General features: G+C 63.0%; 24 protein-coding genes, 1 tRNA gene and 1 riboswitch. Of the genes, 17 read left to right on the top strand and 8 right to left on the bottom strand.

All coding sequences use genetic code 11. The features are described 5' to 3' along the window. Positions 1-61: 61 nt before the first annotated feature. On the top strand, positions 62-877 hold the full coding sequence (proC, locus tag ACCO56_RS01935; protein ID WP_433637074.1) for a pyrroline-5-carboxylate reductase: 816 nt from the start codon (positions 62-64) through the stop codon (positions 875-877). A 9-nt stretch (positions 878-886) separates the two neighbouring features. Here the strand turns inward: proC and ACCO56_RS01930 are convergent, their stop codons facing one another. The 3 genes from ACCO56_RS01930 to ACCO56_RS01920 are packed head-to-tail and all read right to left on the bottom strand — an operon-like array spanning position 887 to position 2,898. Then, positions 887-1,279, bottom strand: coding sequence for a type II toxin-antitoxin system VapC family toxin (locus ACCO56_RS01930; protein ID WP_433637072.1), 393 nt, complete (start codon positions 1,277-1,279; stop codon positions 887-889). Continuing rightward, positions 1,279-1,521: a type II toxin-antitoxin system VapB family antitoxin gene (locus tag ACCO56_RS01925; RefSeq protein WP_433637070.1), complete on the bottom strand. Its 243-nt coding sequence runs from the start codon at positions 1,519-1,521 to the stop codon at positions 1,279-1,281. The genes ACCO56_RS01930 and ACCO56_RS01925 overlap by 1 nt, the downstream gene beginning before the upstream one ends. Before the next feature lie 60 nt (positions 1,522-1,581). Beyond that, positions 1,582-2,898, bottom strand: a complete 1,317-nt coding sequence (locus ACCO56_RS01920) for an NAD(P)H-dependent oxidoreductase (protein WP_433637069.1) — start codon at positions 2,896-2,898, stop codon at positions 1,582-1,584. A gap of 192 nt (positions 2,899-3,090) precedes the next feature. On the opposite strand from ACCO56_RS01920, the gene ACCO56_RS01915 reads away from it, so the two are divergent. Beyond that, a complete protein-coding gene (locus tag ACCO56_RS01915) occupies positions 3,091-5,127 on the top strand; it encodes a methyl-accepting chemotaxis protein (RefSeq protein WP_433637067.1) in 2,037 nt (678 codons plus the stop codon). A gap of 61 nt (positions 5,128-5,188) precedes the next feature. Here the strand turns inward: ACCO56_RS01915 and ACCO56_RS01910 are convergent, their stop codons facing one another. After that, positions 5,189-6,181, bottom strand: coding sequence for an MDR family oxidoreductase (locus ACCO56_RS01910; RefSeq protein ID WP_433637065.1), 993 nt, complete (start codon positions 6,179-6,181; stop codon positions 5,189-5,191). 286 nt (positions 6,182-6,467) lie between these two features. Between ACCO56_RS01910 and ACCO56_RS01905 the strand changes: the two genes are divergently transcribed. The 9 genes from ACCO56_RS01905 to ACCO56_RS01865 all read left to right on the top strand — a co-directional run bounded on the left by ACCO56_RS01905 (position 6,468) and on the right by ACCO56_RS01865 (position 14,048). Beyond that, positions 6,468-6,941, top strand: a complete 474-nt coding sequence (locus tag ACCO56_RS01905) for a hypothetical protein (protein ID WP_433637063.1) — start codon at positions 6,468-6,470, stop codon at positions 6,939-6,941. A gap of 156 nt (positions 6,942-7,097) precedes the next feature. Continuing rightward, positions 7,098-8,051, top strand: coding sequence for a hypothetical protein (locus ACCO56_RS01900; RefSeq protein WP_433637062.1), 954 nt, complete (start codon positions 7,098-7,100; stop codon positions 8,049-8,051). A 40-nt stretch (positions 8,052-8,091) separates the two neighbouring features. Continuing rightward, on the top strand, positions 8,092-8,640 hold the full coding sequence (locus ACCO56_RS01895; RefSeq protein ID WP_433637059.1) for a DUF6790 family protein: 549 nt from the start codon (positions 8,092-8,094) through the stop codon (positions 8,638-8,640). 60 nt (positions 8,641-8,700) lie between these two features. After that, positions 8,701-8,817: riboswitch (TPP riboswitch) on the top strand. A 112-nt stretch (positions 8,818-8,929) separates the two neighbouring features. Beyond that, positions 8,930-10,747 carry a phosphomethylpyrimidine synthase ThiC gene (thiC, locus tag ACCO56_RS01890; protein WP_433637057.1) on the top strand — a complete coding sequence of 606 codons (1,818 nt, stop codon included), beginning with the start codon at positions 8,930-8,932 and terminating at the stop codon, positions 10,745-10,747. Continuing rightward, entirely contained in the window at positions 10,744-11,715 is a 972-nt protein-coding gene (thiO, locus tag ACCO56_RS01885; RefSeq protein ID WP_433637055.1) for a glycine oxidase ThiO, read from the top strand. Before thiC ends, thiO begins: the two co-directional genes overlap by 4 nt. Next, positions 11,715-11,912, top strand: coding sequence for a sulfur carrier protein ThiS (thiS, locus tag ACCO56_RS01880; RefSeq protein ID WP_433638301.1), 198 nt, complete (start codon positions 11,715-11,717; stop codon positions 11,910-11,912). Before thiO ends, thiS begins: the two co-directional genes overlap by 1 nt. 2 nt (positions 11,913-11,914) lie before the next feature. After that, positions 11,915-12,688, top strand: a complete 774-nt coding sequence (locus ACCO56_RS01875) for a thiazole synthase (RefSeq protein ID WP_433637053.1) — start codon at positions 11,915-11,917, stop codon at positions 12,686-12,688. After that, positions 12,685-13,290: a thiamine phosphate synthase gene (locus ACCO56_RS01870; protein WP_433637051.1), complete on the top strand. Its 606-nt coding sequence runs from the start codon at positions 12,685-12,687 to the stop codon at positions 13,288-13,290. Before ACCO56_RS01875 ends, ACCO56_RS01870 begins: the two co-directional genes overlap by 4 nt. Then, positions 13,281-14,048 carry a hydroxymethylpyrimidine/phosphomethylpyrimidine kinase gene (locus ACCO56_RS01865; RefSeq protein ID WP_433637049.1) on the top strand — a complete coding sequence of 256 codons (768 nt, stop codon included), beginning with the start codon at positions 13,281-13,283 and terminating at the stop codon, positions 14,046-14,048. The genes ACCO56_RS01870 and ACCO56_RS01865 overlap by 10 nt, the downstream gene beginning before the upstream one ends. 245 nt (positions 14,049-14,293) lie before the next feature. Here the strand turns inward: ACCO56_RS01865 and ACCO56_RS01860 are convergent, their stop codons facing one another. The 3 genes from ACCO56_RS01860 to ACCO56_RS01850 form a co-directional block, all read right to left on the bottom strand. Next, entirely contained in the window at positions 14,294-15,376 is a 1,083-nt protein-coding gene (locus ACCO56_RS01860; RefSeq protein WP_433637047.1) for a D-alanine--D-alanine ligase family protein, read from the bottom strand. 178 nt (positions 15,377-15,554) lie between these two features. After that, positions 15,555-15,701 (bottom strand): hypothetical protein, encoded by a 147-nt coding sequence (locus ACCO56_RS01855; protein WP_433637045.1) that lies wholly within the window; start codon positions 15,699-15,701, stop codon positions 15,555-15,557. A 92-nt stretch (positions 15,702-15,793) separates the two neighbouring features. Next, positions 15,794-16,756, bottom strand: a complete 963-nt coding sequence (locus ACCO56_RS01850) for a heme/hemin ABC transporter substrate-binding protein (protein WP_433637044.1) — start codon at positions 16,754-16,756, stop codon at positions 15,794-15,796. A 187-nt stretch (positions 16,757-16,943) separates the two neighbouring features. Between ACCO56_RS01850 and ACCO56_RS01845 the strand changes: the two genes are divergently transcribed. Both ACCO56_RS01845 and ACCO56_RS01840 read left to right on the top strand, forming a co-directional pair. Further along, positions 16,944-19,055: a TonB-dependent hemoglobin/transferrin/lactoferrin family receptor gene (locus ACCO56_RS01845; protein WP_433637042.1), complete on the top strand. Its 2,112-nt coding sequence runs from the start codon at positions 16,944-16,946 to the stop codon at positions 19,053-19,055. Between the two features lie 16 nt (positions 19,056-19,071). Continuing rightward, positions 19,072-20,148 carry a DUF2218 domain-containing protein gene (locus tag ACCO56_RS01840; protein WP_433637039.1) on the top strand — a complete coding sequence of 359 codons (1,077 nt, stop codon included), beginning with the start codon at positions 19,072-19,074 and terminating at the stop codon, positions 20,146-20,148. 882 nt (positions 20,149-21,030) lie between these two features. Here the strand turns inward: ACCO56_RS01840 and ACCO56_RS01835 are convergent. After that, a tRNA-Thr gene (locus tag ACCO56_RS01835) sits at positions 21,031-21,105 on the bottom strand. 152 nt (positions 21,106-21,257) lie between these two features. Between ACCO56_RS01835 and ACCO56_RS01830 the strand changes: the two genes are divergently transcribed. The 4 genes from ACCO56_RS01830 (at position 21,258) to hisD (ending at position 24,765) form a co-directional block, all read left to right on the top strand. Beyond that, positions 21,258-21,440, top strand: a complete 183-nt coding sequence (locus ACCO56_RS01830; protein ID WP_433637038.1) for a hypothetical protein — start codon at positions 21,258-21,260, stop codon at positions 21,438-21,440. Positions 21,441-21,654: 214 nt separating this feature from the next. Continuing rightward, positions 21,655-22,941 (top strand): UDP-N-acetylglucosamine 1-carboxyvinyltransferase, encoded by a 1,287-nt coding sequence (murA, locus tag ACCO56_RS01825; RefSeq protein WP_433637036.1) that lies wholly within the window; start codon positions 21,655-21,657, stop codon positions 22,939-22,941. 90 nt (positions 22,942-23,031) lie between these two features. After that, the gene (locus ACCO56_RS01820) at positions 23,032-23,466 is read left to right on the top strand and encodes a DUF2948 family protein (protein ID WP_433637035.1); all 435 of its coding nucleotides are present in this window, start codon (positions 23,032-23,034) and stop codon (positions 23,464-23,466) included. A gap of 6 nt (positions 23,467-23,472) precedes the next feature. Then, positions 23,473-24,765 carry a histidinol dehydrogenase gene (hisD, locus tag ACCO56_RS01815; protein ID WP_433637033.1) on the top strand — a complete coding sequence of 431 codons (1,293 nt, stop codon included), beginning with the start codon at positions 23,473-23,475 and terminating at the stop codon, positions 24,763-24,765. The last annotated feature ends 1 nt before the right edge of the window (position 24,766 follow it).

Genomic DNA, 24,766 nt, shown 5'->3' with positions numbered 1-24,766 from the left:
TCCTCCTTCCGCTGGAGAGTCTAGACGGTTCCGTGACGATCAGGCTGGTGGAGATATCGACATGACGATCAAGGTGGTTCTCGCCGGATGCGGCAACATGGGTTACGCGATGCTGGCGGGCTGGCTGCAGTCCGCAAAGCTCTATCCGGGAGAAGTCTTCGTCGTCGAGCCCAATGCCGAGCTGCGGCACCGAGCCGAAACGCTTGGCGTTGCGGCAGCTGGCGCCGTGAGCGAGGCTCCGGGCGATCTCGTCCCGACCCTGGTCATCTTCGCAGTCAAGCCTCAGGTCATTCGCGACGTCGTTGAAGGCTACCGGCGTTTCTCCGATGGAAGGACAGCCTTCCTAAGCGTCGCCGCAGGCACGCCGATCGCGGCGTTCGAAGAGATCCTCGGCAAGAAGGTCCCGATCATCCGCTGCATGCCCAATACGCCAGCCGCGATCGGTAAGGGCATGATGGTCGTGGTAGGAAATGCTCGTGTTTCGGCGGACACTCGGGCGTTCGTCGACGACCTGCTCTCTGCCAGCGGCAAGGTCGCAGGGATCGACGACGAAGGGCTGATGGATGCGGTGACCGCCGTTTCCGGCTCTGGTCCAGCCTACATCTTCCATTTCATCGAATGTCTGACCGCCGCGGGCGAAAAGGCCGGCCTGCCCTCGCCGACGGCCAAGCTGCTCGCCATGCAGACGGTCTACGGCGCGGCGGCGCTGGCGGCCGAAAGCGGCGAGGATCCGGCGCGGTTGCGCGAGCAGGTGACGAGCCCGAACGGCACGACGGCCGCGGCACTTTCCGTCCTGATGGGGGAAGACCGCTTGAAGACGCTGCTCACCGAAGCGGTCGAGGCGGCGCGCAATCGGTCGGTGGAACTTGGGAAGTAGGACGGCCCCTCACGCCATGTCGGTCCGGGAAAAATCGTTGCCCTTGTAGAGCAGCGGAATGCCGCGCTTTTTCGCGCAAGCGTAAGACAGGCAGTCGGCGAGATTGAGCTGCGCCGAATGTCCGCGCCCCTTCCCATATGCAGCGAACGCTTGAACGGCCAGCTTCGCTTCACCGCCTTCGATCGCGACAAGCTCTATCTCGGCCTCCCGAAGAAAAGCGGAAATCGTCGCTTCCGCTTCCATGGGATGAACCGCCAGCTTTGTCGAAAGCCGCGTCGCCGCCTCGAGCACGACCAATGCCGATGTAACCGGAGCGGCCGCATCGTCGATGAGGCCGCTCCAATGGGCAGCGTCGTCCTCGCCTGAAAGGATTGCGACGACGACGGACGTGTCGACAAACATCAGGAGTGTCCCCACATATCGTCGATCTCGTCCTTGCTCATGTCGCGACCACCCTTGCCGGCTTTCGCCTTGAGGTCGGCCGCCAGGGCGGCAAGTCGCTCGGGGAGAGGTCTTCGGGCGCGTTCTCGTTTCAGCTCCGCTTCAAGCGCCTCAATAACCGCCTCGGTCATCGAGATCTTGCGCCTTTCGGCAAGCTTGCGAGCGAGTTCGTGGGCACGCGGATCCCTGATCTGGAGATTCATGAGCTTTCTCCGTCAATACACGACATCCTATCTGTCATGACGACGGAGGTAAACGAGCGCCTACCCCTGAACAGCGAGCATTTCGTCTTGTCTACGGCGGAGCGCAAAAAGCTTGGTCGTCTGATCGGGCGCGGCGTTGTCGGAGGTCAGCAATTCGCCCTTCCTGACCGGCTTGAGCACCTTACCGCCTTCGAGAAGGCCCACCGGAACGGCACGATTTGCACGTGCATCGGCAACAGTCATCGTCCAGGAGCGGTAGCAGGTCTCGCCGATCGCATCGAAAGTCTCGCCGACCGCAAGGTCGCGCTTGGCTATCGCGCAGACTTCGGCCACCGGAACGGGAAGAGGCACCATGTCGGGCCGGCCATAGAGGGCGATCCGGGCCGCCGTCAATGGAACCTCGAGCGAGGTCAGATGATAGGGCCGGAAGAAACTGTAGTACGGACCCTTGCCGACATGCAGGTCGTCCATGCGTTCGATGACCCTCGGATGGGTTGCCTCGACGATGACGAAGACGCCCGGCGCCACGCCCTTGCCGATCGTGTAATCCACGACCCCTTTCCTCGACAGGATGCCGCCATCCTCGCGCGGGATCAGCACCTTCGCCATGTCATCGCGGTCGACCTTGGGCCCGTGCATGCCTGGCACATCCGGCACCAGGCCGGTAGCGTTGGCGATAGCCGCCATCTCGACCATCGTCTTGGAGCCGTCGACGAACTCGACCAGCATACGAGGGTTCATGTTGCGGCGCGCCGCCTCCTCCCGATAGTCGTCGGGTACGGCATCGTGGTTGAGCGGATTGTTCTTGCCCTTGCCCGCCGAGACGATGGTGTAGCCGAGGGCCGACGCGAACTCGATCAGTTCCATGCAACTCGACGGCTCGTCACCGGCGCCGACGGAATAGACGACGCCGAGGCGGTCGGCCTCCTTCTTGAGATAGGGGCCGATAGTCACGTCGGCTTCGACGTTCATCATCACGACGTGCTTGCCGTGCTCCATCGCCATCAGGTCGAAATCGGCGGCGACGCCGGGCTTGCCGGTGGCATCGACGACCACGTCGATAAGCGGATTGGTGACGAGGAGCTCGTTCGAGGTGATCGCAATCTTCTTCCGCTCGATCGCCTCGGTCACCTTGGAGGCCGTCGGCGCCTCGAAGGCCATGGCCTCGTCGCCATAAGCGATGGAGATCGCCTCGCGCGCGGTGTGCGGACGGCGTGTCGAGATCGCTGAAATCTCGATGCCGCGCATCAGCATGCCCTGCGTGACCAGATCGGTGCCCATCTCGCCGGAGCCTATCACCCCGACCCGTACGGGCCGCCCCTCCTCCGCCCGGCGGGCGAGATCGCGGGCAAGCCCGGTCAAGACGACATTGGTCATGAGCTGCTTTTCTCTCCGGCTGCTGCTGACCGCAGCTACTAGACCATTTCGGCCCGAGATCAACCTTTCAGCTCGCCAAAGAGGATGTCCGGCGGCTACGCATGGTTTCGCGGTGCCTCTCCCGCACGTTCAAGTTTATTTAATCGCCCCCTCGCTAGAGGTTTGTCGTTACGTATCAGGGGGTATTTTCTAATGATTTTGCGTTCACGCAGGGCGCCGCTTTCACGCCTGTTCACCATGCTGGTGGGCCTGAATTTCCTCTGCATCGCCGCGCTGGCCGGTGCATTTTATTACCAGCGCCTGGCCCACTCGGCCGAGGAACACGCCTACAAGGCGCAATACGAGTCCTACCTGCTCGCCGACGAGATGCGCCAGAACTCCGACGACTTGACACGGCTCGTGCGGACTTATGCGGCTACGGGGGATGCGAAATACGAGAAGTGGTATTTCGACGCGGTCAAGATGCGCGATGGCGAGCTGGCGCGGCCCCAACAACCGAATCGTATCTATTGGGATTTGATGTTGAAGGAGGGTGATGCGCCCCGCTCGGCCGGCGAGATGAAGTCTCTGATGCAGTCCATGATCGATGCCGGTTTCAGCCAGATCGAGCTCGACCTCCTAGTGGCGGCGCGCGATCAGTCGAACAAGCTCATCGAGATCGAAACCCAGGCGATGGACGCGGTGAAGGGCATCGTCCGCGATGGCATCGGCGAGGAAATCGGCCGCGTCGCCCCCGATCCGAAAAAGGCGCACGACCTGCTTTATTCGCCTGCCTATCACGAGGCCAAGGCAGAAGTGATGAAGCCCGTGGACGATTTCTTCGCCGCGATCGAGAGCCGCACCGCGGCGAGCGTCGCGACGGCTCAGGCTTCGATGCGCATGGCCAACATGGTCATGATGGGGGTCGGCCTGCTCCTGCTCGCTTCGGTGATCGCCACCGCCGCGGTGCTGCAGCGCCGTGTGATGAAGCCGATCGGCAGGCTTCAGGGATGCATGACCTCGCTTGCTGCCGGGGAACTGTCCACCGAAGTTCCGATGAGCGATCGCGCCGACGAGGTCGGTGCCATGGCCAAGTCGCTGCTGGTGTTCAAGAACGCCGTGTCGGGCATGCAGTCCGCCGAGGAAGCCGAGCAACAGCGCCTGTTGATCGAGCGCGAGCGCGCCGAGAACGACGCACGCAAGGCGAAGGAAGCAGCTGACGATCACGTCGCCATCACCGGTCTGGCCGAAGGTCTGGCGCATCTTGCGAGCGGCGATCTCGATTTTCGGATCTCGACCGAGTTCGCTCCGAAGGCCCGTCAGCTCAAGGATGATTTCAACAATGCGATGAGCCAGTTGCAGGACACGATGGTGACGATCTCCGGTGCCATTCATGGTCTGCGCACCGGCAGTGGAGAGATCAGCCAGGCGGCGGACGACCTGTCGCGGCGCACGGAGCAGCAGGCGGCCAGCCTGGAGGAGACCGCCGCCGCGCTCGGCGAGGTGACCGGCACAGTCACGAAGACCGCCGACTCCGCGCGCCAGGCGGCCGATCTCACCAACAGGGCCCGCGACAATGCGGAACGGTCCGGCATCGTGGTTCGGGAAGCCGTGGCATCCATGTCCGAGATCGAGAAATCGTCCGAACAGATCTCCCAGATCATCGGCGTCATCGACGAGATCGCCTTCCAGACCAACCTCCTGGCGCTCAATGCGGGCGTCGAGGCGGCGCGTGCGGGCGAGGCCGGCAAGGGCTTTGCCGTGGTGGCGTCGGAGGTGCGTGCGCTCGCCCAGCGTTCGGCGGAAGCCGCAAAGGAGATCAAGGCGTTGATCTCCGCCTCGGGCCAACAGGTCGAGAAGGGCGTGGATCTCGTCGGTCAGACTGGTTCGGCGCTGGAGCAGATGATGGTCCAAGTAGCCGATATCGCTGCTATCGTGGCCGAGATCGCGACTTCGGCCCATGAGCAGTCGGTGGGCCTCAGCGAGGTCAACGTCGCCATCACGCAGATGGATCAAGTGACACAACAGAATGCCGCCATGGTCGAGGAAAGCACCGCCGCCAGCCACTCGCTGGCAAGCGAGGCCGGGCAGCTCGCCCAACTCGTGGCACGGTTCAAACTCGAAGGCGATGGCGTCGCGGATCGGACAAATGCCGTGCCGGTGGTGGCGTTGAAGACGATGTCGGGCGGGCACCGGCAGTCGGCCGTGCGCGCAACCGAGCCCGACCCGGATAGCTGGGAAGAGTTCTGAACAGACGACCCAGATGGGAATCCACGGACAGGCGCCCTTCGGCGCCTGTCCTGTTTTCGTGCTATCCGATTTCGATGACGACGCGGCCGCGTATGTCGCCTGCCAGGATGCGGTTCGCGAGTTCCGGCAGGTCGCGCATCGGATGCACTTCCGTCATGGCGGTGAGCTTCGAGCGGTCGAGATGCCGGGAAAGCGTCGCCCACGCCTTCTCCCGCTTCGACGCCGGGGCGTAGACCGAATCCACCCCGATCAGGGCGACACTGCGCAGGATGTGCGGGAAGACAGACCCTGGCAGGTCCGAGCCACCGGCGAGGCCACAGGCCGCGACAGCTCCGCCATAGACGGTCTGGGCTAGGACATTGGCGAGCGTCTTCGAGCCGACCGAATCCACCGCGCCGGTCCAGCGCTCCTTCTGCAGCGGCCGAAGCTCGCCGGAGAGTTCGGTCCTGTCGATGAAGGACGTTGCCCCGAGCTCACGCAGGTAATCGTGCGTTTCGGCACGGCCGGTGGAAGCCACCACCACATATCCCTTGGAGGAAAGCAGGCTGACCGCAGTGGAGCCCACGCCGCCCGCCGCCCCCGTCACCAGGACTTCACCTTTGCCGGGCTGGATGGCCCCCCAGCCTTCAAGCGCGTCCACGCAGAGCGCCGCCGTGTAGCCCGCCGTGCCGATAGCCATGGCTTCCTGCAAGGTGAAAGCCGGGGGAAGACGGATCAGCCATTCCGGCTTCAGCCTCTGGAAGCGGGAAAAGCCGCCCCACTCCGTTTCCGACAAACCCCATCCATTGACGACCACCCGGTCGCCGGGCGCCCATGCGGGCGAGCGCGATTCCACCACCGTGCCGGCCAGGTCGATGCCGGCGACCATGGGCAGGCGGCGAGCGATCCGGCCTTTGCCGGAGACCGCGAGCCCGTCCTTGTAGTTGAGGCTGGAGTAAGCGACCTCCACCAGCACCTCGTTGTCGGGCAGGTCCTGCCGGCCGAGTTCTCGAAAGCTCGCCTTCGGCTTGCCCTCCACATCCTCCAACATCAGCGCCGTGAAAGTCTCGCTCATCCTCGTCTCCCGGTATTCATCCGATACGGAACCTAGACCCCCGCGGTAGTCCCTGCCAATCGCAAAGCCCGAACATTTCCGATAAACGATCTCTCAGGAGCCGTGGCATCGGGGTAGCATCGTGACCCGTATCTCGATCACTTCACGGTCGGAACCGACAGCACGAAGATATCTCAAACAGCTTCGTGAATTGTGATAATCTTTGCGACGTAAGAATTGATCTTTCCTTTGCACTGCTCCGAACGCAAACAGCGATAGACCCCGTGCCAGCACAATTGGGCGACAAATGAAACGTCTGAGCGGCCTGATGTTTACCATTGCGGCTGCACTCTTGATCTTTCTCGCGATGTTGCTGATCGGCTATTCCGGTTATCAGGTCTGGAAAGCGATTGCGTCAGCAAGGCAGGTCCTGGCGGCCGGTGACTTTGGCTATATCGTAATCGATTCCGTCGGCTATATCGTCATCGCGATCGCAATACTGGACGTTACCAAGCACCTTTTGGAGGAAGAAATCTCGGGGTCGCGAGACTCATCCAGATCTTCCGCCTTTCAGAAAAGCTTTCTGAAATTCGTCACGATCATCTCGATTGCCATATTCCTGGAGGGCCTGGTCCTGGTGTTCAAAGTAACGCAGGATGACACGAAACTATTGGTCTACCCGGTTCTTCTCTTGCTGGTCGGGGTAGCCATGATGGTTGGATTGGCTGTCTTTCAGCGCCTGGGCTCCCACGTCAGAGGAGCCGATGATAGGCCGGACTAACCGGTACCAGCCCACGCCCAACCGCCGACGCCCCATCGCCCGCCGGCCGGACATCCTTCTTCCACAATAATATCGAGCTGCGCTCCGGTTTTTGTTCTATCCTTACAACATCATTCTGTGCAAACGAGCGCCATCAGCAAGCAACTCGGCAAGAAGATGGATTTCGGTGCCCTTTCAGGACACGGCTACCTTCTCATCGGCGGCCTCATTCTCGTTGGTGCCGGGCTCCTGATCATTTCGCTCATCGTCAATCTTCGCGTGGCGCACAGCGTACGGCACGACGCGCGTCATCGCGAAAAACTGCTGGAATATTATCGCAATACCTTTTCCCAGCTAGGCGTTATCCTGATCGGCATCGGAGTGTCCTTGTTCATATTCTTCTTCCAGCAGAATTATCAGGACCGCCGCAAACGCGACGCCGAGCTCCAGCAGGTGCTGGCGAAAATGGCGCTGCGCATAGCTCGTGGCTCGGCCGTCATGGAATCCCTTAGCGAATTCGACGCACTGCTCGACGACGGTGGCCCCTACAAAAATCCGGAAGAAGGTGGAGCAAATCGCGCCATCAACGCGCGCGGAGCGGAACTCGCCGCTCAAGTTGCCAAGATCCTTCTGGTCGAGCGAGATGTGGACGTCAAAGCGTTCGAAGTCATGAATCTGTCGCGGGATTTCGAATCGTCGTTCGTCGTCAATGAGCTCAATTCGGCCCTTTGGTTCAACATCGTCAGGGACGAGAGCGATATCGAATACGCTACGACGCAGCTGCCTCTGGACTACCAGGATTTGCACGATGCGATCGGCGATGAGCCGCTCCCGGTGGCGGTGGCAAATCCCGATAAGGAACAGAAAATCAAGCAGGAGGTACTGCACATTTTCTACGACGCCGACCTCCTTCGCCAGCGCAGCAGGCGGCTTCTTGGGCGAGCGTGCTGGCTTTTCAGCCAGGGGCCCAGCTTTGTCGCACTTGGTCCGGTCAGCCAAATCGAGGCGGACGCCACCTCGCACCAGGAGTGGATCGACCGGTCCAAGCCTTTCCTGTCGCATCTAGTGGCGGGAAGCGGGAATTGCTTCGAATTGCTCCACTACAGCCCAAATCTGCCGGCGGACGAGTGATTGGCTTGCATCTCTCGCCATGATAGACATCGAGGCATAAATGCGCGGTATCATTGTTTTTGCTCTTAGCAACTTTACGCTGACGCTCTTTGTCATTGGCCTGATTTTCTCCGGGGTCGGCATTGCCCGTGCCTCACGACCGCTGAAGGCACCGGTCGTTGTAGAGAAGCTCTTCTTCTGGTTCATCTTCTTCTCGATCGGCGTCGCCTACTGCTACAATGGTGTTTTCCACATTATCGGGCATGAGATGGCCGCCGCGCTCATCGGCTGGGCGGACAGCCCGTTTCAGATCGAACTCGGCTTTGCTAGCCTCGGTATCGGTCTCGTCGGCCTGATTGCGCCATGGAAGAGCATTCACATGCGCTTTGCCGTCATCGTGCCGACCGCCTGCTTCCTCTGGGGCGCCGCCGGCGTTCACATCCACAGCATGATTACCGAGGGCAATTTTGCGCCCGGCAACGCCGGTGTCATCTTCTGGACCGACATCATCGTGCCGATCATCGGACTGGTTTTCTTGTGGCTGCAGCACGGCTACGAGAAGGAAGGCCGCTCCGCTGCCCCCTACCCGAACCTGATTCGGATTTCATGATCCTGCTTCGCCAAGGCTTCCCGCCCGGGTTGACAGAATCGGCTCCCATCCTCCATCCTGAGCACTCACCAGGGGTGTCCCGACAAGGGGCTGAGATACTGCTGGCTTGTGCAGCGCAGTGACCCGTTGAACCTGATCCAGTTCATACTGGCGTAGGGACGGTGCGGGGCTTCGCAGGTCGGTCTATCGACTTCGGCATTCGGGCAAGAGCCCGATCCTCGAAAGCGAAGCGTCACTTCCTCCTTCCGGCACGAACTGGGTCTCCGTTGCTCGAGCAAAGGAGGCTCCCATGAACGCCCTCACCCCGACCGTGACCGTCGGTGAACTGCCTGCCTCGCGAAAAGTCCACAAGGCCGGCGCCATCCATCCCGAACTGCGTGTGCCGATGCGCGAGATCTCGCTGCATCCGAGCTCCGGCGAGGCGCCGGTCACCGTGTACGATTCCTCCGGGCCCTATACTGATGCCGGTGCCACGACCGATATCGAGCAGGGCCTGCCGCGGCTGCGAGAGAAATGGATACTCTCGCGTGGCGACGTCGAACGCTATGACGGCCGCTTGGTCAAGCCGGAAGACAACGGCTTCGTCTCGGCCGAAAGGCTGACGCCCGAATTCCCGATCCGCAACCGTCCGCTGCGGGCAATCCAGGGCCAGGCAGTCACTCAGCTTGCCTATGCACGCGCCGGGATCGTCACGCCGGAGATGGAGTTCGTCGCTATCCGCGAGAATCTCGGCCGCGAGAAGATCCGCGACCAAGCGAAACGCGACGGTGAGAGCTTCGGCGCGGCGATCCCCGATTTCGTGACGCCGGAATTCGTCCGCGACGAGGTCGCCAGGGGCCGCGCCATCATCCCTTCCAACATCAATCACCCCGAGAGCGAGCCGATGATCATCGGTCGCAATTTCCTGGTGAAGATCAACGCCAATATCGGCAACTCCGCCGTCACCTCTTCGATGGCCGAGGAGGTCGAGAAGATGGTGTGGGCGATCCGCTGGGGCGCCGACACGGTGATGGACCTGTCGACCGGCCGCAACATCCACAACATCCGCGAGTGGATCGTCCGCAATTCACCGGTGCCGATCGGCACCGTTCCGATCTACCAGGCGCTGGAGAAGGTGGGCGGGATCGCCGAGGCGCTGAGCTGGGAGGTCTTCCGCGATACTCTGATCGAGCAGGCCGAACAGGGCGTGGATTATTTCACCATCCATGCCGGCGTGCGCCTGCCCTATATCCCGCTGACCGTCGACCGCGTCACCGGCATCGTCAGCCGGGGCGGCTCCATCATGGCGAAGTGGTGCCTCCACCACCACAAGGAGAGCTTCCTCTACGAGCATTTCGAAGAGATCTGCGACATTTGCCGCGCCTATGACGTCGCCTTCTCGCTCGGCGACGGGCTGCGTCCGGGATCGATCGCCGACGCCAACGACGCCGCGCAATTCGCAGAGCTCGAAACGCTAGGCGAGTTGACCAGGATCGCCTGGGCACGGGATTGCCAGGTCATGATCGAGGGCCCCGGCCACGTGCCGATGCACAAGATCAAGGAGAACATGGACAAGCAGCTCGCCGTCTGCGGCGAAGCGCCTTTCTACACGCTCGGGCCGCTGACCACCGATATCGCGCCGGGCTACGATCACATCACTTCAGGCATCGGCGCGGCGATGATCGGCTGGTTCGGCACGGCCATGCTCTGTTACGTCACACCCAAGGAACATCTCGGCCTGCCCGACCGCGACGACGTGAAAACCGGGGTCATCACCTACAAGATCGCCGCGCATGCCGCCGATCTCGCCAAGGGCCACCCGGCGGCGCGAATCAGGGACGATGCCCTGTCGCGGGCGCGCTTCGAGTTCCGCTGGGAAGACCAGTTCAACCTCTCGCTCGACCCCGAGACGGCGCGCGCTTTCCATGACGAGACCTTGCCGAAGGAAGTGCACAAGCTGACGCATTTCTGCTCCATGTGCGGGCCGAAATTCTGCTCGATGCGCATCTCGCACGACATCCGCGCCGAAGCGCGAGCGGAAGGCATAGCGGCGATGGCGGAGAAGTATCGCAAGGGCGGCGACCTCTACGTGCCACTCGGCGAGGCGGAAACACCGGGCCTGCCATGAAGGTCCTCGTCAGGGGCGCCGGCGTTGCCGGGCTCGTGCTCGCCTGGGAGCTGACGCGGCGAGGCGCAGCGGTGACGGTCGTCGAAAGGCGCGAGCGTATCGCCGGCAATGCCTCATGGCAGGCCGGCGGCATGCTGGCGCCTTGGTGCGAGCGTGAAAGCGGCGAAGAGGCAGTGCTGTCGCTCGGCCGGCTGGCGATGGACTGGTGGGATAGGGCCCTTCCCGGCCATGTCATCCGCAACGGCACACTCGTTCTGGCGCCGGCGCGCGACACGGCCGAGCTCGACCGCTTCGCCAGCCGGACCTCGGGCTATGATCGCATCGACGGGCAAGCAATCGCCGCGCTCGAACCCGACCTCGCTTGCCGGTTCGGGCGAGGGCTGCATTTCGCCGGCGAAGCGCATCTCGATCCCCGTCGGACCTTGTATGCGCTGGCGGCAAGGCTCGCCGAGGCGGGCGTGCGTTTCGAATTCGGCTATGGAGCGGTGCACAGGTCCGGCGCGTCGGGTTTCGAGGCCGATTGCACCGGCATGGCGGCGAAGCGGCCGGATCTGCGCGGCGTGCGCGGCGAGATGCTCCTGTTGCGCACTTCGGAGATATCGCTGTCACGACCGGTCCGGCTCCTCCATCCGCGTATTCCCGTCTACGTCGTGCCGCGTGCCGACAATCACTTCATGATCGGCGCGACGATGATCGAGAGCGAGGCGGCGGGCCCGATCACCGCCCGATCGGCGATGGAGCTGCTCAACGCCGCCTACGCGCTGCATCCGGCATTCGGCGAGGCCGAGATCGTCGAGGCGGGCGTCGGGGTGCGTCCGGCCTTCCCCAATAATCTTCCGCGTGTCGAACGATCCGGCGACAGCTTCAGCATCAACGGCCTCTACCGTCATGGTTTCCTGCTCGCCCCGGCGATGGCCCGGCAGGCGGCGGACATGATGTTCGGCCGAGAACAAGGGGAAACGGGATGATGAAACTCGTCGTCAATGGTGAGAACAGGGAGGTGGCAGCGGAGACGCTCGCCGCCCTGCTCACCGAACTCGAATATGAGGGAAACTGGCTGGCGACTGCGATCAACGGCGAGATCGTGCACGCCCGGCAACGCTCCGCTTGGTTGCTCGCCGAAGGCGACCGCATCGAGATCCTCTCTCCGATGAAGGGAGGCTGAGCATGTTGACGCTCTACGGCAGGGAAATCGCATCCCACCTGCTGCTCGGCACGGCGCTCTACCCATCTCCGGCCATCCTGGCGGAAGCCGTGAAGGCCTCGCATGCGGAGATCGTCACCGTATCGTTGCGGCGCGAGACGGCCGGCGGCCGCTCGGGTGGCGCCTTCTGGTCGCTCATCCAGTCGCTGGGCGTGAAGGTCCTTCCCAACACGGCCGGCTGCCACTCGGTGAAGGAGGCCGTCACGACCGCAAGGATGGCCCGCGAGGTTTTCGGCACCGACTGGATCAAGCTCGAGGTGATCGGCAACCACGACACGCTCCAGCCCGACGTGTTCGGACTGGTGGAGGCGGCGCGCATCCTTGCATCCGAAGGGTTCGAGGTGTTCCCCTACACCACCGACGATCTCGTCGTCGCGGAGCGCCTGGTCGAAGCCGGCTGCCGGCTTCTCATGCCCTGGTGCGCCCCAATCGGCTCGGCGCGCGGACCGCAGAATGTCGGGGCGCTACGCAGCCTGCGCGGCCATTTCCCCGACATTCCGCTGATCGTCGATGCAGGGATCGGCCGCCCCTCGCATGCCACGGCAGTGATGGAGCTTGGCTACGACGCGGTGCTGCTCAATACGGCCGTTGCCAAGGCCGGAGACCCCGTAGCAATGGCGATCGCCTTCGCCAAGGCGATCGAGGCCGGACATCTGGCCTACCAGGCCGGGATGCTGGATCCTCGGGACATGGCCGTGCCCTCCACCCCCGTCATCGGCAAGGCAGTATTCTCGTGAAGCTCGACCCTTTCTACCTCATCGTCGACAGCGCCGCCTGGATCGAAAGGCTGGTGCCGCTCGGCGTCGGGCTCGTCCAATTGCGCATCAAGGAACTCAGGGAAACCGCCCTGCGCCGCGAGATCCGCGCGGCCAAGGAGATCTGCGCCCGACATGGCTGCCAACTCGTGGTCAACGACTATTGGCGGCTGGCGATCGAGGAAGGCTGCGACTTCGTGCATCTCGGCCAGGAGGATCTTGCCGAAGCCGACTTGGCAGCGATCCGGCGCGCCGGGCTGAAGCTCGGTCTCAGCACGCATGACGATGCCGAACTCGCCACCGCGCTGGCAGCCGAGCCCGACTATGTCGCGCTCGGGCCGATCTATCCGACCATTCTCAAACAGATGAAATGGGCGCCTCAGGGGCTGGAGCGCATCGCCGAATGGAAAAAGCGGATCGGGCGGTTACCGCTCGTCGCCATCGGGGGTCTCAACGTCGAGTGCTTGGAGGGCGTCTTCGCCAAGGACGCGGACAGCGCCGCGGTCGTCACCGACATCACCCGCAACGCTGACCCGGAGAGCCGCACGCGGGATTGGCTCGCGGCCACCGCGCCATGGCGATGACGCTTCATGTGCTGATCGTCGCCGGTACCGATTCGAGCGGCGGCGCCGGGCTTTCACGCGATGTCGAGACGGTCGCCGCTTTCGGCCTCCGCAGCGCAGTCGCGGTCACGGCCGTCACCGTCCAGACGCACGGGACTGTCCGACATGTCGAGCTGGTCGCGCCCTCCCTCGTTGCCGATCAGATGCGCGCTGCCCTCGAAGCCAACCGAACGGCCGCCATCAAGATCGGCATGCTGAGCTCTGTCGAGACCATCGATGCCGTCTCGTCGGTTATCGCCGAACATCCCGGCATTCCCGTCGTGCTCGATCCCGTACTGGCATCGAGCTCGGGCCGGGCGCTGTTGCCGCCGGAAGCCGTGGGCGTGCTTCAGAAAAGGCTGATGCCGCTATGTCGGCTGGTGACGCCAAACCTTCCCGAACTGGCTATGCTGACGGGATCCCTGCCCGCTCGCAACGAGAGCGAAATCCTGCGCCAGGGCGCGGTGCTGTTCGATCCCGGCCCCGGGGCGCTGCTGATCAAGGGCGGGCATGCGGCCGGAGAACATTCGACCGACTTTCTTCTTGAAAAAGGCCAGCCCGTGCACCGGTTCGGTGCCCCCCGGCTACCCGCCGAAATGCGGGGCACGGGCTGCATGCTTGCCAGCGCCATTGCGGCAGGGCTGGCATCAGGTGCGGCGCTCGAAACAAGCGTGTCGAAGGCCAAACAATTTGTCTTCGACAAGCTCTCCGTCGCGGCCGAAACAAGCTCGCCGAGGTAAGGAAACCCCCGCCCCCTTCCCCGACGAGCCCACATCCCGATTTTGACAAATCGGGACCGGCGTTTGCCGGCAACCTCACCGATGCACGGCCCGTGCCAAGCAGAAAATCCGCGTGATCCGCCAAGTTCTGGGGTTTTTGGCACGGTGTGCCGCGACGCTGGCATCCACCGTCTCCTGAAAGTGTCTCATTTCCTGTCAGGTGACCCATCCCGGCACAGGTCGATCCCGACGATCCGAGGTGACAGCTATCCTCTGGCAGCCGCCGCGCGGTGCCGCTTCAGCGCGTGCGCTATGAGCACCTCGATCACTTCGCCGTAGGAAATACCTCCGGCCGCGAGCGCCTTGGCATACATGCTGATGTCGGTGAAGCCGGGGATCGTGTTGACCTCGTTGAGGATGAGGCTCATGTCGGGCCGCAGGAAGAAATCGACCCGCGCCATGCCTTCGCAGCCGAGCGCGCGGAAGGCCCGCTCCGCCAACTCTTTCGCCTTGGCCCCAACATCGGCTGGAACATCGGCGGGCGCGCGGACCACCGCGCCGTCAGCATCGATATATTTGGCCTCGTAGGTGTAGAAGCCGTGCTTTTCCGCGGGGATGATCTCGCCCGGCAGCGAGACCGTGAGCTTGCCCTCGGCATCTTCAAGCACCGCGCATTCGATCTCGCGCGCTTCGACGAATTCCTCGGCCAACACCTTGCCGTCGTGCCGGAACGCCTCTTCCAGGCTCGCAGCAAAGCTTGCGGCGTCACGCGCCTTGCCGACGCCGACCGACGAGCCCTGCCGCGCCGGCTTGACGAAGAGCGGCAGCCCGAGCTTCGATGCCACAGTATCGAACGAAACGGCCGCGCCGCGCCGCAGCGTCAGCGAACGGGCGACCGGCAGCCCGGCTTCCCGCAGGAGCCGCTTGGCGAAATCCTTGTCCATCGCGGCAGCCGAGGCGAATACGCCGCTGCCGACATAGGCCACGTCGGCCACCTCGGCATAGCCCTGGACGGAACCGTCCTCTCCGAACGGCCCATGCAGCACGGGGAAGACGACGTCGACGGGTGGGAGTTCAGTCGAGCTACCGGCCGCCGAGAGAGCGACGAGACGGCCACGGCCGCCAGGAATCAGCGCAATCTCCACTCCATGCGCTGTCGCTGTGCTAGGCAACTCACCGTTTCCGAGATCGGTCAGCCACCACCGGCCATTGCGATCGATAGCAATGGGCACGATCTCATGGCGCGTTCGATCAATCGCCTTCACCGCATTGGCAGCCGACAGGATCGAGACATCATGCTCTGCCGAACGGCCGCCATAGAGCACGGCAATTCTCGTCTTTTTTGTCATGAACTCCCCCCAGCTTCCGCGCCACGCCCAGCGCCTCGACGAAACATACCGGGACTGCGCGTCGATTTTGCCCTTTTGACGGCAGGGCTGCCCGTCACGTCTGTCGAGGCCACCGCCCTCAGGTGCCCGGGAGTTCGAAAACTCCGCGGGCATCTGTCTGCTGCGAGATCTCGGCGCCTCAGTTTTCCTGGACGGAAATGCCACTATCATCGAGGCGAATTTCGACACCCTTGGGCTTTGTCTCCTGCCGCCAGATATACGCGCCCAAAACGATGACGGCGACAACGAGGGCGCCGATTATCAAGTAGAGGCGGTTCTGCTGCATGTTTATTCCTCGCTGCGGCAATGAGCCCATGTAGCACGTAAACGGTTGCTGGCCACCCGCCTAGCATGGGAACCGAGGACGCGACGTCCAACCTAATCCCCCGCAAGCACATCCGGGTAAAGGGCCTGGGCCAGATCACGTATCGCCTCAGCCGTGCGCGGGCCGAAACCGATCATGTAGGCACCGTCCAGCACCACCAGAGCCCGGTTTCTGGCAGCGGGAGTTGCCGCCAGAGCCGGGATAGAGAACACGTCCGCCGCCGTAGGGCCGCCCTTTCCGTCCCCCATCATGAGGATGACGTCGGGCGCCAGTTCGATGAGCTTTTCCTCCGACGCAGCCTTGTAGCCCTTGACTTCCGCCATCGGGTTGACGCCGCCGGCATAGCGGATGATCGCATCTGCGGCGGTATCGGCACCGGCCGCGGTCAGCCGCACGAGGCCGTGAAAGAATATCACCCTCTTGCGCCTTTCCTCCGGCAGGGCGGAGGTGAGCTTCGCAGCCGTGTCGAAAGCGGCGATCACCTCGCTCGCGACCTCCTTCCCCTTGTCACGAAGACCGAGCGCGGCGGCAATCAGCTCGATCTTGCGCCGAATTCCCTCGCCTGAATTGTCTTCGGGAACGAAGACGATCGGGACGGCGAGGGACGAAAGCACCTCGACTGTCTCGGGGGGACCGATGTCCTCCGCTGCCAGAATCAGATCGGGATCGAGCGCCACGAGACCTTCCACTGAGAGCTTGCGGCGATACCCGACGTTCGGTTTCGAAGTTGCGGCCGGCGGATAGTTGCTTCCCCTGTCGATCGCTACGATGCGGTCCCCTGCGCCAAGAGCGTGAACGATCTCTGTCACATCGGAGCCAAGGGTGATGATTCGTTTTCCCGCGCCTGCTTCGACGGTACGCCCGTGGGCATCGACGACTTCGGCCGCCACCGCAGTCGAACTCCATGCATTCACCGCTGTCAGCACAAAAAGCGCGAGGACCGTCAAAGCCCGGGGTGCTCTCGCCATCATGAATTGAAATCGTCCGTCGTGCTTCATTTCCCGGCTTTCGACCATGTCGTCGCTCCGACTTCGGTGGATTCACGCGATTGGTCGAAGGGCTATAGAAATAAAGTTGACTCTTGTCATCAAGTTTAAGTATCTAGCCACCGCTACCGCTTGGGGTTGCACAACATCAGATTGCCAGCCGCGGCCACGAGGCCCCCGCCAGCCACATTTTTGCGAGCTTGGGGGCTCGACCAGCATGAAACTGACATTGATTCTCTCCAGCAGCGCGCTGGCGCTGGCGTGCGCCATCTACGGAGTGTTGCCGGCCGCCGCGCAAGAACAGGCGAAAAAGGCGGCCTCGGCCAACATGGACAGCCAGCCCGCTTCCGATGGATCCCGATCCGCGCCGACCGTACTGGACCGAATCACGATCACGGCGACAATGGTCAAAGGCGCCGTCATCGATGCCCTCGCGGGGATCAGCACGGTCGACAGCGAGGAGCTGCAGCGCATCCAGCCCGACACCGCAGCCGATATTTTCCGCGCGACGCCTGGTGTGGCCGCTTCGATGAATGGCGACGATCCGGCGACCGCGATCAACATTCGTGGCCTGGAGCAATATGGCCGCGTGGTCGTGACGCTCGACGGCGCCCGCCAGGACTTCTGGCGCGTCGGCCATGGATCGGGCTCCTTCTATGTCGAGCCGGAGCTGATCAAGGAAGCCACGGTCATTCGCGGTCCGGTTTCCAACGCCTATGGTTCCGGCGGCATCGGCGGCGTGGTCTCATTCGAAACTAAGGACGCTGGCGACTTCCTGATGGCAGAGGAGCGCTGGGCTCTAAGCGAAAGGCTCGGCTACGAAAACAACGGCGACGGCTTCACCACCAGCACGACGGGCGCCTACCGTTTCACCGAGGATGCCGACATCATCGGCAACCTCATCTATCGCGACCGCGACGCCTACAAGGACGGCAACGGAGATGAAGTTCCCTGGACCGGCGAGCAGGTGAAGGCTGGCTATCTCAAAACGACATTGCGCCCGGCCGACGGGCACGAGTTGAAGCTCGGGATGATCCTCCAGAACTACAACGACTTCATCACCGGATCGAGCGGGTCGACCTCGGCGACACTGAGCCGCTACGGCGCCGACACGGTGAACCAGACCTACACGGCCGCCTATACCTACCGCCCCGATGACAACGACCTGATCGACTTCAGCGCTGATGTCTATCACAACCGAACGAAGACGGATCATGCGCAGGTCTGGCCAAGATCGGCGATCGGCAACACCCGCTACTACGATGTTGCGACGACCGGCTTCAACCTCAAGAACTCGTCACGTTTCGATGCCTATGGGCTCGCTCACACGGTGACCTACGGCGCCGATTACTACTACCTGACCGGCGATTCCGACACGGCGCATTTTGGCGCCGGCGAGCAACAGGGCTATGGCGGCTTCCTTCAATGGCAAGGCGACTACGGCGGTTGGCTGCAGATGATCACCGCCATCCGCTATGACGGCTACCAGCTCGACGGGCAGACCAAGACCGTACCGCCGGTCGATGCGTCGACTTCGGGCGATCGCTGGTCGCCCCGCCTGACCATCGGCATTACCCCGGTCGACGGCTTCCAGGTTTACGGAACCTATTCAGAGGGATACAGGGCGCCGGGATTGCAGGATGTTTATCGCGGCGGTGGCGCGCATGGTTCCGGCGACAGCTACGTCCCCAACCTGCTTCTGGAGCCGGAAACGGCAAAAAGCTGGGAAGCGGGCGTCAACCTGAAGTATAACGATGTGCTGACAGCCGGTGACTTCCTTCGCGCCAAGCTCAACCTGTTTCATACCGATGTCGACAACTACATCGATGTCGATCTCACCACGACTCCGCGAATGGCCAGCAACATCGGCGATGCTCGCCTTAGGGGTGTCGAGGCGGAAGCCGTCTACGACTATGGCTGGGGCTTTGTGAACCTCGCCGGCGCACTGATCGACGCCAAGATCGTCAGTGGCGTCTACGAGGGTCAGCCGCTCAACAACACGCCGCTCGACCGGTTTGCGGCGACCATCGGCTTCCGGGCGTTCGATGAGCAGCTGACGTTCGGCGCCCAGTATCTGGCCATCGGCGAGATCACACGCACGAACAGGTCGAGGCCCGACGCAGTGCCTGTCGTCGACGACGGGTTCAATCTCGTCAACGTCTTCGCCAACTGGCAGATCAACGACCACGCCAGGCTCGATTTCGCCGTCGATAACGTCTTCAACGAAGCCTACACGGATCCGCAAAGCTCCTGGTCGACGACGGCCGCGACCGAGCAAGGCCGCGGCCGAACCTTCAAGATCGCCTTGTCCGGTCGCATCGGTGGTTGAACCAGGGAACAAGACAATGACCAGCCTGAACTGCGAAGCGCAACTGCGCCTGCCGAACCTGCCAAACTACATCGACCAGATCACCGACCGGCTGCAGAGCTTCGATGCCGATGTCGAACAGGAAGCGCGAGGGATCACGTTCCGTTTTCCTTTCGGACACGCGTTCTTCGACATGGAGCCGGGCGGGCTGGTGATGCGCGCCACGGCGGACGATCGCGACGGTCTTGCGCGAATCAAGGACCTCCTTGCCACCGCGGTGCAGGTCTACGCCAAGGAGGACGATCCCCGAATCGATTGGATCGGCGACCTCTCGAACGATACGCAACTCGCGCAGTTCCGCGAAATGACCGTCCTTCGCGTGACCGACCTCACGCTGCATATGCGGCGCATTCGGCTGGCGGGCAACGATCTCGGCAGGTTCGGCAAGTTCGGGGGCATGCACATCCGCGTGCTGCTCCCCACGAAGGCGGTTCCCGATCCGATATGGCCGACGCTCGGCGGCAACGGCTTGCCGGCCTGGCCGTCTGACGATCGCCGCCCGGTCGCGCGGGTCTACACCATTCGTTCCCTCGACATCGATGCCGGTTTCATGGACGTCGATTTCCTGGTCCATGAGGGCGAGAGCGTAGGTGCCGCCTGGGCGTTGCAAGCAAGTCCTGGCCAGAAGGTCGGCATCATGGGGCCGGTCGGTCGGCCGGTGCGGCAGGCGGATTGGTATGTGCTCGGAGCGGATGAAACGGGGCTGCCGGCGATCGGCCGCCTGCTCGAAACGCTACCGGCCGGAACGAAAGGCGTGGCATTCGTTGAAATCGCCGAGCAGAGCGAACGGCAGCCAATCGACAACGCCACGCAGATCGAACTGCACTGGCTGGAGAGAAACGGCACGGCCGCGGGTACGGACGAGCGGCTGGCCAGGCAGATATTGTCGGTCGAATGGCCACAGGACTGCTCGACCTTCGGCTGGTTCGCGGCGGAAGCTTCCGCAGCCAAAATCGTCCGCGACCGTTGGCGAGGCACGATGGGGCTCGGTCGCGACCAGACCCTCGCCGCCGCCTACTGGCGCCGGGGCGCCGCCGGGTTGATGGCGGGGTAGTTGTCTGCGTGAGCTGACCGGCCCGTCAGCGGTTTATCGATGCACATGGACCAGCGCCGGTTTGTCTGGACGGGCCGGCAGAAGAATAAAGGTCAGCGGCAAGCTACGCGCATGCCGATGTTCCGGAGGAGAATCTCACGATTCCTCGGCATTCCGATAACCGGATTCCGCTTTCGTTCACCTAATGGGCCGCTTCAACTCCTTCATAGGGCCGCGCCCTACGTTGCCCCCTCTGTCCTGCCGGACATCTCCCCCACAAGGGGAGAGATTGGCAGTTTCGGGGTCGGCGCCTCTTCCGCTACGTTGACGATTGGCCAAACCATGCGTGACAGCCAATCTCCCCCCGTGTGGGCTACCGAGTTCACACTTCTCGGGCGGCAGGGAAGGGATCGAATGATGGCTGCTGTCACTACCGTTTGGCCACTTCGTTCTGCACCGTTGGGTGGGTTTCCGAGACCTAACGGAATGGATCCTCGGGTCACGTCGCCATCGCTTCGCTCGGCGCCGGCCCGAGGATGACGAAGCCTCTATGGCGACGCCAATCGCCAACGTCGGCGATTTGCGGCCGGCCTTCAACGCAGTCGTCATCCTCGGGCGGGAGCCCGCGCCAGCGGGCGAGCTGACCCGAGGATCCATTCCGTTCCATTGCGGCCGGCCGCCCGGCGATGCAGAACGAGGCAGCCAAACGCAAGTGACAGCGGCCACCGTCCGTACCGCCCAAGATGTGAATGTCGTAGCCGTGTGGGGGAGATGTCCGGCAGGACAGAGAGGGCAACGTAGGATGCGGATTATGGAAGCGATTCAGCTGACTCCGGCGCCGCCTAACCATAGCCGACGACCAAAATCAAAGCCGGGCTGTGCCGTTGAATTGCGAAAGAAAGATGGTGCTGCGAGAGAGGATTGAACTCTCGACCTCTCCCTTACCAAGGGAGTGCTCTACCACTGAGCTACCGCAGCCGGTGAATGCGGCGCCTTCTGCCACATTGGTTCGCCGAGCGCAAGTTATGTGTGCGTATCCTTTTCACAAGATATCAGTGGCCTTGCCGGAGCCACAATCGCAGGCTTTTTTGCGCTGATATAGATGCAACTGCCTTGCCGCCGTTCGACCGATGCCTGACGCCGCCTCCGAAAAGGACAAGAAGAAGCTGGACAGGAAGGCGCGCCTTGCCGAAGAGCTGCGCGCCAATCTCCAGAGGAGAAAGGCGCAGACCCGGTCGCGGCGCACAGGCGAGGCGGATTCGCGGCCGGAGGGACTTCGCACCGGGCGCGGAGGGGACGACCAGAAGGACTGACCGCGAAGCTGCCGCACGGCCCCGAAGATCGGAAGCGGTTTTCGGAACGCACGACGCGCAAACGCAAAGCAAGCGAGCGTTCTTCGCGCATTCGAATGAACGCGCGGCGCTCAGGAGAGGCACTTTCTTGAACCGCGCCTGTCTATCGGCTAGACGGGCGGCAATATCCCAACCATTTGATAGCCCGGCCCTCGGCCGGGAGAAATGTTTCCCCATGGATCGAATCAGGATTGTCGGCGGCAATAAACTGACCGGCAGCATTCCGATTTCCGGCGCCAAGAACGCCGCGCTGCCGCTGATGATCGCCTCGCTGCTGACCGAGGAGACGCTGACGCTCGACAATGTACCGCATCTCGCCGACGTCGAGCAGCTCATCCGCATACTCGGCAATCACGGTGTCGACTATTCCGTGAACGGCCGCCGCGAGGAACAGAATACGGCTTACGCGCGCACGATCCATTTCACGGCGCATGACATCGTCGATACGATGGCGCCCTATGAACTCGTCTCGAAGATGCGGGCGAGCTTCTGGGTGATCGGGCCGCTGCTGGCTCGGATGGGCGAGGCCAAGGTTTCGCTGCCCGGCGGCTGCGCCATCGGCACACGGCCGGTGGACCTCTTCATAGACGGGCTGCAGGCGCTGGGCGCGGCGATCGACGTCGAAAACGGCTATGTGCTTGCCAAGGCCAAGCGCCTGCGCGGTAACCGCTACGTCTTTCCCAAGGTCTCCGTGGGCGCCACCCATGTGATGATGATGGCGGCGTCGCTGGCGGAAGGGGAGACGGTGCTCGAAAACGCCGCGCGCGAGCCGGAAGTCGTCAATCTCGCCGAATGCCTCAACGCCATGGGCGCCAAGGTCTATGGCGCCGGCAGCTCGACCATCACCATAGAGGGTGTCGACCGGCTGCATGGCGCGCGCGTGACCGTCATACCCGACCGCATCGAGACCGGAACCTATGCCATGGCGATCGCCATGACAGGCGGCGATGTCATGCTCGAAGGGGCGAGGGCCGATCTGCTGCAGAGCGCGCTCGACGTGATCGCCCAGACCGGCGCGGAGATCACGCCCACGAACTCCGGGATTCGCGTGATGCGCAACGGGGCCGGCATCACGCCTGTCGACGTCACCACCGAGCCCTTCCCTGGTTTCCCGACCGACCTCCAGGCGCAGTTCATGGGTCTCATGACCATGGCCAAGGGCCGCTCGCGTATCACCGAGACGATCTTCGAGAACCGCTTCATGCATGTGCAGGAGTTGGCCCGTTTGGGTGCCCATATCAACCTGGCCGGCCAGACGGCAATCGTCGAAGGCGTGACCAAGCTCAAGGGCGCGCCCGTCATGGCGACCGATCTGCGCGCCTCGGTCTCCCTCGTCATCGCCGGTCTCGCGGCGGAGGGCGAGACGATCGTCAACCGCGTCTATCACCTCGACCGAGGTTTCGAGCGCCTGGAGCAGAAACTTTCGGGCTGCGGCGCAACCATCGAACGCATTTCCGGTTGATGGCCAGCGGCGTCGCGCGACGCCAAGTAATTCCACTTGGCCGCAAAATGCTCTAACAGGAACCGACAGAAGCACTCTGACGGAAGCCTGATGGACGCGTTGAAGCTCGTCGCCCTCGATGAGGAAGATCTGAAAATCGTATCGGCGCATACGCAAGACGCGGTCATGAAGGTCGCCGATCTCGAATATTTCGCCCGCGACAAACGTTTCGTCGCGGCAATGAACCGCTTCGCCTGGGAAGAGAGCAGCGGTTTCTTCAAACGACGGAACGAGCGGCGGCGGAGCGTGTTGCATTTCGAGAGCGTGCAGGGCGTGAAGACGGCCGGCATTGTCAGGGACAATCCCGACGAAGTGCTTTCGCTGCTGGCGGTCCGCTTCCAGTCAGGCGAAGCGCCAGCCGGCGTGATCGAGCTCATCTTCTCCGGCGGTGGCGTCGTCCGTCTCGAGGTCGAATATATCGAGGCACGGATGGCAGACCTCGGCGCGGCCTGGCAGGCTTCTTCCCGTCCGGCCCACAAAGACTAAGGCATCATGGCAATTACCCTGCACCATTCCGCTCCGGATTTCGAGGAACGCTTCGCCGCCTTCCTTACGACAAAACGCGAAGTGTCCGTCGACGTCGACATGGCGGTGCGCGACATCATCGCCCGCGTCCGCGCCGAAGGGGATGCAGCGCTTTTCGATTATTCGCTGCGCTTCGACCGCGCCGACCTGAGAAGCCTGGGTCTCGCCGTCTCACGGACCGACATCGACGAAGCCTATCGCGCAGCCGATCCGGCTACCGTGGAAGCTCTGCGCCTCGCCCATGATCGCATCGCGTCGCATCATCGCCGCCAGCGCCCGTCGGACGATCGCTATGTCGACCCGATCGGCGTCGAGCTGGGCTCCCGCTGGACGGCGATCGAATCGGTCGGTCTCTATGTGCCGGGGGGTACTGCAAGCTATCCCAGCTCGGTGCTGATGAATGCCGTGCCGGCCCGAGTCGCCGGGGTCGAGCGCATCGTCATCGTCGTGCCGGCGCCGGACGGTGTCGTCAATCCGCTCGTGCTCGTCGCGGCCGACATTGCCGGGGTGTCCGAGATCTACCGGGTCGGCGGTGCCCAGGCGGTTGCCGCCCTCGCCTACGGGACCGAAACCATCCGGCCCGTCGCCAAGATCGTCGGGCCCGGCAATGCCTATGTGGCGGCGGCAAAACGACAGGTCTTCGGCGCTGTTGGCATCGACATGATCGCGGGCCCTTCCGAGGTGCTGGTCGTGGCGGATGGCTCCAACGATCCCGAGTGGGTAGCCGCCGACCTCCTCGCCCAGGCCGAGCACGACACGGCGGCCCAGTCGATCCTCGTCACCGACGACGCCGCGTTCGGCAAGTCGGTGGAAGAGGCGGTGGAGCGTCAGTTGAAGGTCCTTCCTCGCACGGAGATCGCTTCGGCGAGTTGGCGCGATTACGGCGCGGTCATCCTCGTCGATCGTTTCGAGGAGGCTGTTTCCCTTGTCGACCGTGTCGCACCTGAACATCTCGAACTCGCCGTCGAGGACGCCGAGACGTTCCTGTCCAGAATCCGCAATGCCGGCTCCGTCTTCATTGGGCGACATACGCCCGAGGCGATCGGAGACTATGTCGGCGGCACCAACCACGTGCTGCCCACGGCACGTTCGGCCCGCTTCTCGTCCGGCCTTTCGGTGCTCGATTTCGTGAAGCGGACCTCGCTCCTGAAGCTCGGCCCCGACCAATTGCGCCAGCTCGCACCAGCCGCGATCACCCTGGCCGAGGCGGAAGGCCTCGGCGCCCATGCCCGATCCGTCGCGATCCGCCTCAATATGTAGG

The organism is Mesorhizobium sp. 1B3 (assembly GCF_050958605.1).
GTDB lineage: Bacteria > Pseudomonadota > Alphaproteobacteria > Rhizobiales > Rhizobiaceae.
Note: the sequence above shows the minus strand (reverse complement) of the source record. Positions and strands in the feature narration are given on the sequence as shown.

What these genes read in the sequence shown, in the direction of transcription:
- proC (WP_433637074.1), top strand. Translation starts at nt 62, where the DNA reads ATGACGATCAAGGTGGTTCTCGCCGGATGCGGCAACATGGGTTACGCG.
- ACCO56_RS01930 (WP_433637072.1), bottom strand. Translation starts at nt 1,279, where the DNA reads ATGTTTGTCGACACGTCCGTCGTCGTCGCAATCCTTTCAGGCGAGGAC.
- ACCO56_RS01925 (WP_433637070.1), bottom strand. Translation starts at nt 1,521, where the DNA reads ATGAATCTCCAGATCAGGGATCCGCGTGCCCACGAACTCGCTCGCAAG.
- ACCO56_RS01920 (WP_433637069.1), bottom strand. Translation starts at nt 2,898, where the DNA reads ATGACCAATGTCGTCTTGACCGGGCTTGCCCGCGATCTCGCCCGCCGG.
- ACCO56_RS01915 (WP_433637067.1), top strand. Translation starts at nt 3,091, where the DNA reads ATGATTTTGCGTTCACGCAGGGCGCCGCTTTCACGCCTGTTCACCATG.
- ACCO56_RS01910 (WP_433637065.1), bottom strand. Translation starts at nt 6,181, where the DNA reads ATGAGCGAGACTTTCACGGCGCTGATGTTGGAGGATGTGGAGGGCAAG.
- ACCO56_RS01905 (WP_433637063.1), top strand. Translation starts at nt 6,468, where the DNA reads ATGAAACGTCTGAGCGGCCTGATGTTTACCATTGCGGCTGCACTCTTG.
- ACCO56_RS01900 (WP_433637062.1), top strand. Translation starts at nt 7,098, where the DNA reads ATGGATTTCGGTGCCCTTTCAGGACACGGCTACCTTCTCATCGGCGGC.
- ACCO56_RS01895 (WP_433637059.1), top strand. Translation starts at nt 8,092, where the DNA reads ATGCGCGGTATCATTGTTTTTGCTCTTAGCAACTTTACGCTGACGCTC.
- thiC (WP_433637057.1), top strand. Translation starts at nt 8,930, where the DNA reads ATGAACGCCCTCACCCCGACCGTGACCGTCGGTGAACTGCCTGCCTCG.
- thiO (WP_433637055.1), top strand. Translation starts at nt 10,744, where the DNA reads ATGAAGGTCCTCGTCAGGGGCGCCGGCGTTGCCGGGCTCGTGCTCGCC.
- thiS (WP_433638301.1), top strand. Translation starts at nt 11,715, where the DNA reads ATGAAACTCGTCGTCAATGGTGAGAACAGGGAGGTGGCAGCGGAGACG.
- ACCO56_RS01875 (WP_433637053.1), top strand. Translation starts at nt 11,915, where the DNA reads ATGTTGACGCTCTACGGCAGGGAAATCGCATCCCACCTGCTGCTCGGC.
- ACCO56_RS01865 (WP_433637049.1), top strand. Translation starts at nt 13,281, where the DNA reads ATGGCGATGACGCTTCATGTGCTGATCGTCGCCGGTACCGATTCGAGC.
- ACCO56_RS01860 (WP_433637047.1), bottom strand. Translation starts at nt 15,376, where the DNA reads ATGACAAAAAAGACGAGAATTGCCGTGCTCTATGGCGGCCGTTCGGCA.
- ACCO56_RS01855 (WP_433637045.1), bottom strand. Translation starts at nt 15,701, where the DNA reads ATGCAGCAGAACCGCCTCTACTTGATAATCGGCGCCCTCGTTGTCGCC.
- ACCO56_RS01850 (WP_433637044.1), bottom strand. Translation starts at nt 16,756, where the DNA reads ATGGTCGAAAGCCGGGAAATGAAGCACGACGGACGATTTCAATTCATG.
- ACCO56_RS01845 (WP_433637042.1), top strand. Translation starts at nt 16,944, where the DNA reads ATGAAACTGACATTGATTCTCTCCAGCAGCGCGCTGGCGCTGGCGTGC.
- ACCO56_RS01840 (WP_433637039.1), top strand. Translation starts at nt 19,072, where the DNA reads ATGACCAGCCTGAACTGCGAAGCGCAACTGCGCCTGCCGAACCTGCCA.
- ACCO56_RS01830 (WP_433637038.1), top strand. Translation starts at nt 21,258, where the DNA reads ATGCCTGACGCCGCCTCCGAAAAGGACAAGAAGAAGCTGGACAGGAAG.
- murA (WP_433637036.1), top strand. Translation starts at nt 21,655, where the DNA reads ATGGATCGAATCAGGATTGTCGGCGGCAATAAACTGACCGGCAGCATT.
- ACCO56_RS01820 (WP_433637035.1), top strand. Translation starts at nt 23,032, where the DNA reads ATGGACGCGTTGAAGCTCGTCGCCCTCGATGAGGAAGATCTGAAAATC.
- hisD (WP_433637033.1), top strand. Translation starts at nt 23,473, where the DNA reads ATGGCAATTACCCTGCACCATTCCGCTCCGGATTTCGAGGAACGCTTC.